The sequence below is a fragment of the Chitinophaga jiangningensis genome (assembly GCF_900142605.1).
In the GTDB taxonomy this organism is placed as follows: Bacteria; Bacteroidota; Bacteroidia; order Chitinophagales; family Chitinophagaceae; genus Chitinophaga; species Chitinophaga jiangningensis.
Genome location: NZ_FRBL01000011.1, coordinates 231,449 through 241,130, shown reverse-complemented (window position 1 = coordinate 241,130; position 9,682 = coordinate 231,449). Strand labels below are relative to the sequence as shown.

Annotated in this window: 4 protein-coding genes; 2 read left to right on the top strand and 2 right to left on the bottom strand. The window is 50.1% G+C overall.

Going from position 1 to position 9,682, the window contains the following annotated elements; translation table 11 throughout:
* Nucleotides 1-1,176 precede the first annotated feature (1,176 nt).
* Together BUB18_RS26315 and BUB18_RS26310 are read left to right on the top strand one after the other, a co-directional pair.
* A complete protein-coding gene (locus tag BUB18_RS26315; RefSeq protein WP_073086897.1) occupies nt 1,177-3,510 on the top strand; it encodes a glycoside hydrolase family 127 protein in 2,334 nt (777 codons plus the stop codon).
* A gap of 139 nt (nt 3,511-3,649) precedes the next feature.
* Nucleotides 3,650-5,866: an InlB B-repeat-containing protein gene (locus BUB18_RS26310; RefSeq protein ID WP_073086895.1), complete on the top strand. Its 2,217-nt coding sequence runs from the start codon at nt 3,650-3,652 to the stop codon at nt 5,864-5,866.
* Nucleotides 5,867-5,922: 56 nt separating this feature from the next.
* Here BUB18_RS26310 and BUB18_RS26305 read toward each other — a convergent pair whose 3' ends face one another.
* Together BUB18_RS26305 and BUB18_RS26300 are read right to left on the bottom strand one after the other, a co-directional pair.
* Nucleotides 5,923-7,839 carry a T9SS type A sorting domain-containing protein gene (locus BUB18_RS26305; RefSeq protein WP_073086893.1) on the bottom strand — a complete coding sequence of 639 codons (1,917 nt, stop codon included), beginning with the start codon at nt 7,837-7,839 and terminating at the stop codon, nt 5,923-5,925.
* A 34-nt stretch (nt 7,840-7,873) separates the two neighbouring features.
* Complete coding sequence (locus tag BUB18_RS26300; protein ID WP_073086891.1) at nt 7,874-9,673, bottom strand: RagB/SusD family nutrient uptake outer membrane protein; 1,800 nt, start codon at nt 9,671-9,673, stop codon at nt 7,874-7,876.
* Nucleotides 9,674-9,682: the final 9 nt, after the last annotated feature.

The following is a 9,682-nucleotide window of genomic DNA, read 5'->3' as shown; positions in this document are numbered from 1 at the left end:
CAATAGCGGAGATTGGGAGGTAGATTTCCTCGAATAGACGCCTGCGAGGCGTCTCTACTTCGCGTATAAATAACGTTAATATTTCAGGTGGAGCAGTGGTAAAGACTTGTGTAGAGACGCCTGGCAGGCGTCTATCAAAACATGATCTTCGCTAAAATAAATAAAACATCAATAGCGGAGATTGGGAGGTAGATTTCCTCGAATAGACGCCTGCGAGGCGTCTCTACTTCGCGTATAAATAACGTTAATATTTCAGGTGGAGCAGTGGTAAAGACTTGTGTAGAGACGCCTGGCAGGCGTCTATCAAAACATAATCTTCGCCAAAATAAATATAATACCAATAGCGGAGATTGGGAGGTAGATTTCCTCGAATAGACGCCTGCGAGGCGTCTCTACTTCGCGTATAAATAACGTTAATATTTCAGTTGGGGCAGTGGTAAAGACTTGTGTAGAGACGCCTGGCAGGCGTCTATCAAAACATCATCTTCGCTAAAATAAATAAAACACCAATAGCGGAGATTGGGAGGTAGATTTCCTCGAATAGACGCCTGCGAGGCGTCTCTACTTCGCGTATAAATAACGTTAATATTTCAGGTGGAGCATTGGTAAAGACTTGTGTAGAGACGCCTGGCAGGCGTCTATCAAAACATGATCTTCGCTAAAATAAATAAAACATCAATAGCGGAGATTGGGAGGTAGATTTCCTCGAATAGACGCCTGCGAGGCGTCTCTACTTCGCGTATAAATAACGTTAATATTTCAGGTGGAGCATTGGTAAAGACTTGTGTAGAGACGCCTGGCAGGCGTCTATCAAAACATAATCTTCGCCAAAATAAATATAATACCAATAGCGGAGATTGGGAGGTAGATTTCCTCGAATAGACGCCTGCGAGGCGTCTCTACTTCGCGTATAAATAACGTTAATATTTCAGGTGGAGCATTGGTAAAGACTTGTGTAGAGACGCCTGGCAGGCGTCTATCAAAACATAATCTTCGCTAAAATAAATAAAACACCAATAGCGGAGATTGGGAGGTAGATTTCCTCGAATAGACGCCTGCGAGGCGTCTCTACTTCGCGCATCAATAATGGTATCGAATAGCAATAATTATGTCATTTATTCCTTCATTTGCATCTTTCCATAACAATTGTTAAATTGACAATTATTTCCACGCTGTATGAAAAAGATACTGATCATAGCTGCTGTCCATTACAGCACTACCACCTATGCGCAAGCGCCCAAAGCAGTGGCTTTTCCACTGAATGCGGTACATATCACCAATGGCCCTTTCCTGGATGCACGCCGTACTGATGAAAAGTACATCCTTTCACTGGATGCTGACCGCCTGCTGGCGCCCTTCCTCCGGGAGGCCGGCCTCCCACCCAAAAAAGAAAGCTACGGCAACTGGGAAAAAGATGGCCTGGACGGGCATATTGGCGGGCATTACCTGTCGGCCCTGGCGCTGATGTACGGCAGCACCGGCAATGAAGTGTATCACAAAAAATTGCAGTACATGCTGGACCAGCTGGAGGAGTGCCAGCGGGCTAACAAAAACGGTTATATCGGCGGTGTTCCCAACGGCAAAGTGGTATGGGACGAAGTAGCCAAAGGCAATGTGGCCGAGGTAAAGAAAAGATGGGTGCCCTGGTATAACGTACATAAAACCTATAGCGGGCTGCTGGATGCCTACCGCATTACAGGATCAGCGCAGGCGCTGCGTATGCTCACCGGTATGTGCAATTGGGCCTTACAGCTGACGGCCAAACTGTCGGATGCACAAATGCAGGAGATGCTGCAGGTAGAGCATGGGGGTATGAATGAAGTATTTGCCGCCATGGCCCAGATCACCGGCAATCAGCAGTACCTGCACCTGGCGCGGCGCTTTTCCCATGAAGCCATTTATGAACCGCTGCATAATCATACTGATAAGCTCACGGGCCTGCATGCCAACACACAAATACCAAAAGTAGTTGGGTTTATGGAGATAGGAATGGTAGCAGGCGATACCGCCATGTCCGACGCAGCGGCGTTCTTCTGGCATACGGTGGTGGATAAACGCAGCGTAGCCTTTGGCGGCAACAGTGTGCGTGAACACTTTAATCCCGTGAATAATTTTATGACGGTGCTGGAAAGCAGGGAAGGCCCTGAAACCTGCAACAGCTACAATATGCTTAAGCTCACTAAAATGTTGTTCCTGCAAAAGCCGCAAAGCAGCTACATGGACTATTATGAGCGCACCTTGTATAACCATATATTATCCTCCGAGCATCCCGACGGGGGCTTTGTATATTTCACGCCCATAAGGCCCATGCATTACCGCGTGCATTCCAGCAGCCAGGACTGCTTCTGGTGCTGCGTAGGCACCGGGCTGGAAAATCACGCGAAGTATGGCGAGCTGATCTACGCGCACGATGCTACGAATATATATGTCAACCTGTTTATAGCATCAGATGTGAAGTGGAAGGAGAAAGGGATTCAACTGACGCAACAAACCAATTTCCCATTTGAACCCAAAACACAGCTCATAGTTAAAGTCGCCAAACCTCAGGCGTTCACGCTGAAAATCCGGAAGCCATCGTGGCTGAGTGAGCAGCCCGAGGTGCAAATAAACAACCGGCCTGTAACAGCTACCCTGGGTGAAGATGGTTATCTCTCTATAAAAAGAAATTGGAAAAATAATGACCAGGTAACCATGGCCCTGCCCATGCATACGCGCCTGGAACCCTTGCCTGACGGCAGCCGCTGGGCCGCCCTGGTACATGGCCCCATTGTACTGGCCGCAGCTGATTCGGCACAGGTAAATACCACCTCCGATGGCAGCCGCTGGGGACATATTGCCAACGGTAAGCTGCAACCACTGGAAGATGCGCCCATGCTCATGACGGAAACTACCACCGTGGAACTACAACCTGCCTCGCACCCCATGGAATTTACCGCCGGCAACCTCATATGGCAACCCGCTTATAAGCAACTGGTGCTCAAACCTTTCTTCCAGGTGCACGACAACCGCTATGTCATGTACTGGCCTTACGGCAACCAGCAGGATATCAATAAACTGCAACAAACGCTGGCCGTGAAAGCCGCCGCCAAAGAAGCTATTGAAGCCGCCACCCTGGATGTAATTCACCTCGGTGAACAACAGCCGGAATCCGATCACCTGTTACAATCGGAAAATACGGAACAGGGCTTGTACGAATGGCAACACTACCGCCACGGCAAAGGATGGTTCACCGTAGTGCTCAATAATAAAAATCAACAGGCAAAAACCTTGCTGGTGAAGTATTTAAGTGATGAGAAGGAAAATGCTTTCACCATCACCATCAATGGTAAGCCGGTTAAAGAAGTAACCACAGAAAAAGAAGAAACACCCACCCTGCACCAGGTGCAGCTGACCATCCCTGAAAATACCGGTCAGGTAAAGGTGCAGATCACGGCTGCCCGTAAATTAAATATGGGTAAGATCGCAGAAATAAGGTTATTGGGAGATATCACGCAAACGGCTAAACGATAAGAGCGCTGCAGCTCCTTTTCAGTACGATTTACTAGTTAGTTTTACGCAATCGTTCCCGATTACGATTGCGTAAATAAATGCTTATCAGGTGTTGGAAAGCACCTGATAAGTTTCTTAATTTCTGAGTAAATCTTACGTTATGAAAAATTGTTTACTCGCAGTTATTTGCCTGCTGTTAACCTGCCTGGCAAATGCGCAGACGGTGCTATATGTATCACCGTCTGGCAGTGCCGCTAACCCGGGCACTTCCATCAGCGCTCCCACCACCCTTGTAAATGCCATTGCCACAATTGGCGCCGGCGGCACCATCTACCTCCGCGGTGGTACCTATAGTATTTCCGCCACGGTGGTGATACCCGACACAAACAACGGTACCTCTTCCGCCCGTAAAAGCATTGTTGCCTACAGTGGCGAAGTGCCGGTGCTGGACTTCAGCTCCATGGCTACTGCTGACGCCAATCGCGGACTGGTGCTGGATGGCGACTATTGGAATGTTACCGGCATCACCATCACGGGTGCAGGAGATAATGGGATGTTGCTTTCCGGTAACAACAACAACATCACCAACTGTATCTTCAAAAAAAATAAGGATACAGGGTTGCAGCTGAGTCGCTACAAAACCACTAACACCACGTTGAGCACCTGGCCGAGCAACAACCTCATCTTAAATTGCGAAGCATTCGACAACCAGGACCCCGGCAACGAAAATGCCGATGGCTTTGCCGCCAAACTTACCTGCGGTACCGGTAACATCTTTCGTAATTGCATCTCCCACCATAATATCGATGATGGCTGGGATTTTTATGCCAAAGATGAAACAGGCCCCATTGGCCCTGTAACGCTGGAAGGCTGTATTGCTTACAGTAATGGCGCCCTTACTACCGGCGGCACTTCCGGCAGTGGTGATAAAAACGGCTTTAAACTGGGTGGCTCCGGTATTGCGGTGAATCACATCGTACGCCGATGCATTGCTTTCGGTAACGGTCACCACGGCTTTACCGATAACGATAACCCCGGTAATATTGAAGTTACCAACAACACCAGTTACAACAACGCGCAATCCAATTACAATTTCCGCACCGGTAGTACGGCTACTTTCAGAAATAATATTTCTTTAAGTGCTGGTTCCAGCGATAATACCAATGGCACACAGGTAGGCAACACGAATGTTTGGTGGAAAAATAATGTAAGCACTAACAGCGGCGGACTAACGATCAGTGCGGCCGACTTCCAGAGTGTATCCGGCAGCGTTACCCGCGCCTCCGACGGCACCCCGCAGCTGGGCAACCTGTTTGCACTGGCCAGTGGCAGTGATATGATTGATGCCGGCGTAACTGCCACCGGCATTACCTACAGCGGCGCCGCGCCCGACCTGGGGGCCCGCGAGTCCGGCGGAGGTGCTACCGGTACCACCTACACGCTTACCACTAATGTAACACCATCAGGTAGTGGCAGCGTAAGCAGCAGCCCTAATACTTCTACCTATGCAGCAGGTACAGTTGTAACGTTAACGGCTACACCGGCATCAGGCTATACCTTCACGGGATGGAGTGGTGGCGCTTCCGGTACGGCTGCTACCACAACTGTTACTATCAATAGCAATATAACGGTGACTGCTGCCTTCACGGCCTCCGGTGCTACTTCCACGCTGCGCATTGATGATGCCGCTGCTGCTGCCGGTGGTTATTGCAGTGCGGATGGCAGCCGGCAAAATTCTTATTCAGGTGCCTATGGTGGTTATTATATCAATTTGTCCAACTCCGCCTCCAAAGGAGTAAACTATGCCGTAAATGTCAGTGCTGCGGGCACCTACACCCTGCAATGGGGTTATTCCAATGGCGGCAGCACCGTTTCTACCACGGCTAGAGTACTGGTAAACGGAACGGTGATAAACAGTAATGTACAGTTCCCTAAAACCAGCAGTTGGACGGCCTGGAGTACCACCGGTACTATCAACGTTACGTTGGCAGCAGGCAATAATACCATCCGCCTGGAAACGACGGAAGCAACTGAGTTTGCGATTATCGACTGGATGGAAGTGAGCGGTGCGGGCGTGTCTGCCGGCTCCTGCGGAGCTTCACTGGCTAAGCTCAGTACCGATGGTATCAATGCAAGCATTTACCCCAACCCGGCAGCATCCAGTGCCACCTTGAATTATACCAATCCTGAACAGGGACTGGTTTGGGTAGGCATCTATGGTGCCAATGGGGTGTTACTCCGCACCGTGCAGCACAAGGTGATGCCGGCAGGCCGGCACCAGTTACCATTGCCGGTAGCAAGTTTGCAGGCAGGCAGTTATGTAGTGCGACTGCTAATGCATCAGCAAACGGAAAGTCTGCGATTGATCAAACAATAAAAAAAAGCCGGTTGCACAAAGGTGCAGCCGGTTTTTCATTTCTGAGATGATATCGCCTATTGTAAAATTATCTTCCTGGCGATTTTGCTTTTGCTTATGAGGAGTACAATGAAGTAAGTTCCTGCAGGCTGATTGGATAAATTAATCGTGGTTTGCCCTTGCAGATTACCGAAGTAAACACAGTGCCCCTGTGCATTGTAAATCTGTGCCGGCACAATACCGTTCTTAGCGTCCAGGCCTATGGTGATGCGTTTATTCTCTGTTGGATTGGGCCATACTTTAATATCTCCGGTCATCGCTGCTTTATCAGTAGTATAGGCAGGTTTTTGCAGGGAGATGTAAGCGCTGCTGTCGGTAGCCAGCTGCTGTAACGCTGTAACATCCGCTGCCAGCATATCCGGATACGTAAATGGATAATCGATGCGGGCCTGGTTAAACTGTGCTTCATAGTCAGTTGTCCAACCAAAAGCGGTCGTAGCCTGCGATTTCAGGTTTACCCCTGCTGCTCCGCTCCAGAAGTGCACAAATTCACCAAAGTTTAAGTTGCGGCTATAGATGTCATTGCGTTTGATAAAGTACTGCGACAGTAACTGGAAATAGTTTTTCAGCGCCGTGCTATGACCGTAGTTATTCCAGATAGGATAAAACCAGTCTCGGAACCAGTTGGTATTAGCTCTGGGGTAGGTATCGGTAGTGGCCATCGCCGAGTTATACCAGCGGGTAGCATCAGCGGTCCAGCCCAGGTTGTAGTAGAGGTCGTACTGGTAAATCACGCACCATTTACTATCGCCCCAGATGGGGAATGCTGGTGAGTTTTTTACGCCAAAGGCAGCTCCCTCCACAATGTGGCCTATCTCATGAATAGTGGCATCCAGGTTCCAGCCGGTATTGGAGGTCCAGGAATTGTTGGATCCCAGGCAGATGGCGTTGCGATAATCCCTGTCCGCATCTATATAGGTAGCCGGACTACCGCCACCATACTTGTTCTGGTGAAACACTGCATACAATCGTTTATCGCTGAAGCCGCCGTACACCTGTTTGGTATACTTCCATGCTTTGGATACAGTGGTATCCATCCAGTTGATACTGGTGTTCATATCATTGTCGAAGTAGATGCCTACGTCGCTGTCGGAATATTTCCTGGTTACCACCTGGTTATGTTCAAACCAGTGCTCCTGCCAGGTTAGCGGGAAGTCGTTCGCAGGAGCGGTAATTTGTGCGCTGGTGGTGTAGGCGGAGTTACCACTACTGTTTTCCGCTCGTACGCGGTAGTAATAGCTGCCTCCGTTGAGGCCGGTGTCGCGCAGCTGCGTGGTGTTGGCAGGTGCTACGCGCAACAGGCTCCAGGTGCTGTTGTTGGTAGAGCGCTCTATGCGTATCGCCGTTTCTGTGCTGGAGTTATCCGTCCAGTTCAGGATGATCTGGTTGCCGGAAACGCCGGTGCCGCTAAGTGCGGAAGGTCCGGCAGGAATTGCCGGAGCACCGGAGCCGGTACCGAAAATTTCCCATTCTGCCAGCTGCACAATGGTGGCGCCGCTGTTTGCCGTAATGTTTAACCGAAAGTACGTGTAGGCGGTGCTGTTAGAAAAATTGTACTTCAGGCGTTGCCAGCGATTAATGAAAACCGCGTTGGTAACGGTGTGCAGTATAGTCCAGTTGGTGCCATCGTTGGAGCCTTCAAAGGTCCAGTTTTTAGGGTCACGGGTAACGGCATCGTTGGCAGAGGTGACTGCATAGGAGGTTACCACCGAGGATACGGGCGATTGATAGCGTACCCAGGTGGTGGCATTGAAGGTGAGGTATTTGCTGTAGACGTCATTGTCCGTGAGTTTGGCAATGCCTTCCACGCCTGTTACACTGTACTTGTCCGTAATAATGCCACCGGAAAAATTGGTGATGTCGGACTGTGCAAGTGCTGTACCTGTACTGCCGAGCAGCCATGCCAGCAGTGCTCCCGATAGAATTTTGTTCATGGTATTTGTTTTATGGTGAATGGATGAGGGAATATTACCAACCGGTGTTTTGTACCATCTCTTTATCTATGTCTACTTCTGACTGCGGGATAGGGAACAGATAATGTTTTTTCAGGAATACCCTGGTTTCAAAGGGTACTACCTGGTAAAAGGCAGCACCATCTGCTGCTATGTTAAGGCCCATAGCGGGGCCGCCTTCTGTTTGTTCGGCAATTTTCCAGCGGCGAACGTCGAAGTAGCGAGAGTTTTCAAAGGCCAGCTCCACGCGTCTTTCCTTGCGGATGGCGATACGCATGGCTTCCTGTCCTGCGGGTGCCGGCAGTTCGGGCGTTCCATAGGCAGGTATGCCGGCTCTGTTTCTTATTTCATTGAGATAGGTAAGTATATCAGGATGGGTAGGGTCGCTTTCATTCAGCGCTTCGATATAGTCGAGGTATACTTCGGCCAGGCGCAGGAGTACGAGTGTTCTGTTGCCTGCGTTCACGTTACCTACAAACACATTCTTACGCACAATATAACCGGTAGGGGTATAGTCGTTGCCACCCACTTTTTTACCGGAGTTACCGGAGTATTCCGTAACGGTTTTAATGTTACCGTAACGGGTATATTGCCAGATGCTACCGTTGAAGGTGATGCCTACATAGAACCTGGGTTCGCGGTTTACCCACTGGTTATAGGTGCCCGCTGGGGCAAAGGTAGTAGCGGTAGAGGAGAAGCCGCTGTTCACATAGCCGGAGGCCGGGTCATCGATGGAGCGGCCGTTGGCAGTGAAGTAGGCATCTACGATTGCCTGCGTGGCGCCGAGGCCGCCGCTGCCGCGTGCCTCCCCGTTGCTACCGCTATGGTAAGGGGTACGCTCGTATTGCAGCCAGGTAACGTTGCCGGGTACACGTGCATAAATCACTTCCGGATTCCAGTCGTCCAGCATCACATCGCGGCAGGAGAGGTAGGGGCTGTAAGTGCCGTTGGCTTCATTTTTACGATAAAGTTTGAACTGTCCTGATTTCACAAATTCTTCGATGAAGGCTTTTCCTGCATTAGCAGCGGCTTTCCATTTAGCAGGATCTGCCTGCTGGCTGATCAGTTGTTTACCATCTTTATTTTTAAGTGCGGCATAGTCGGCGTTACCATTGAACTGAGGGCTGGCGGCATATAGCAATACCTTCTGTTTAAACGCCAGTGCTATCGGGCGGTTAATGCGGCCCAGCTCATCGCTGATGCTGGTGGAAGGGAGGTCGGCAGCGGCTTTGTCGAGCTCTGATACCACAAATGCCACGCACTCATCATAACTGTTCCTTGGGCGCTGGATCTCATTGAAGGATGCATCCGGCGGCAGAATAGTTTCACCCAGCAATACCACGGGGCCAAAGGTGCGCATCAGGTAGAAGTAGTACATGGCACGCAGCGCTCTGGCTTCTGCACCGTATTGTTTGATGTAGTTGGCGCCACAGTCCGCGCACTTATTGATGTTGGCGATAAAGTAGCTGGCGCTGCTGATACCCTGGTAGTAGCTGGACCAGAATGATTTCACAAACCCGGAGGTGGGGTCCCATCCACCGATGTTCATGCTGTTGGAGGTGACGAAGCCCCAAACAAATTCGGCTTCATCGCTGGCGCCGGTCCATGGGCCGGCGTTGTTGTTATTGACATAGCGCTGGCTGAATTCATCCGGTATGCGGGAGTATACGTTTGCCAGGAATTTGTCGACGGTATTTTTACGGCTGAATGTTTCCTGGAGTGTAAGGCGGTCGTCCGGAACCTGGTCCAGGAAGCCTTTCTGGCAGGAGCTGGCCAGTAGTGCTCCGGTGATCAGTGTCAGAAATATTTTCTTCATAAAATAATC

Excerpts from the sequence above, each read along its gene's own strand:
- BUB18_RS26310 (WP_073086895.1), top strand. The coding sequence starts at position 3,650 with ATGAAAAATTGTTTACTCGCAGTTATTTGCCTGCTGTTAACCTGCCTG.
- BUB18_RS26300 (WP_073086891.1), bottom strand. The coding sequence starts at position 9,673 with ATGAAGAAAATATTTCTGACACTGATCACCGGAGCACTACTGGCCAGC.
- BUB18_RS26315 (WP_073086897.1), top strand. The coding sequence starts at position 1,177 with ATGAAAAAGATACTGATCATAGCTGCTGTCCATTACAGCACTACCACC.
- BUB18_RS26305 (WP_073086893.1), bottom strand. The coding sequence starts at position 7,839 with ATGAACAAAATTCTATCGGGAGCACTGCTGGCATGGCTGCTCGGCAGT.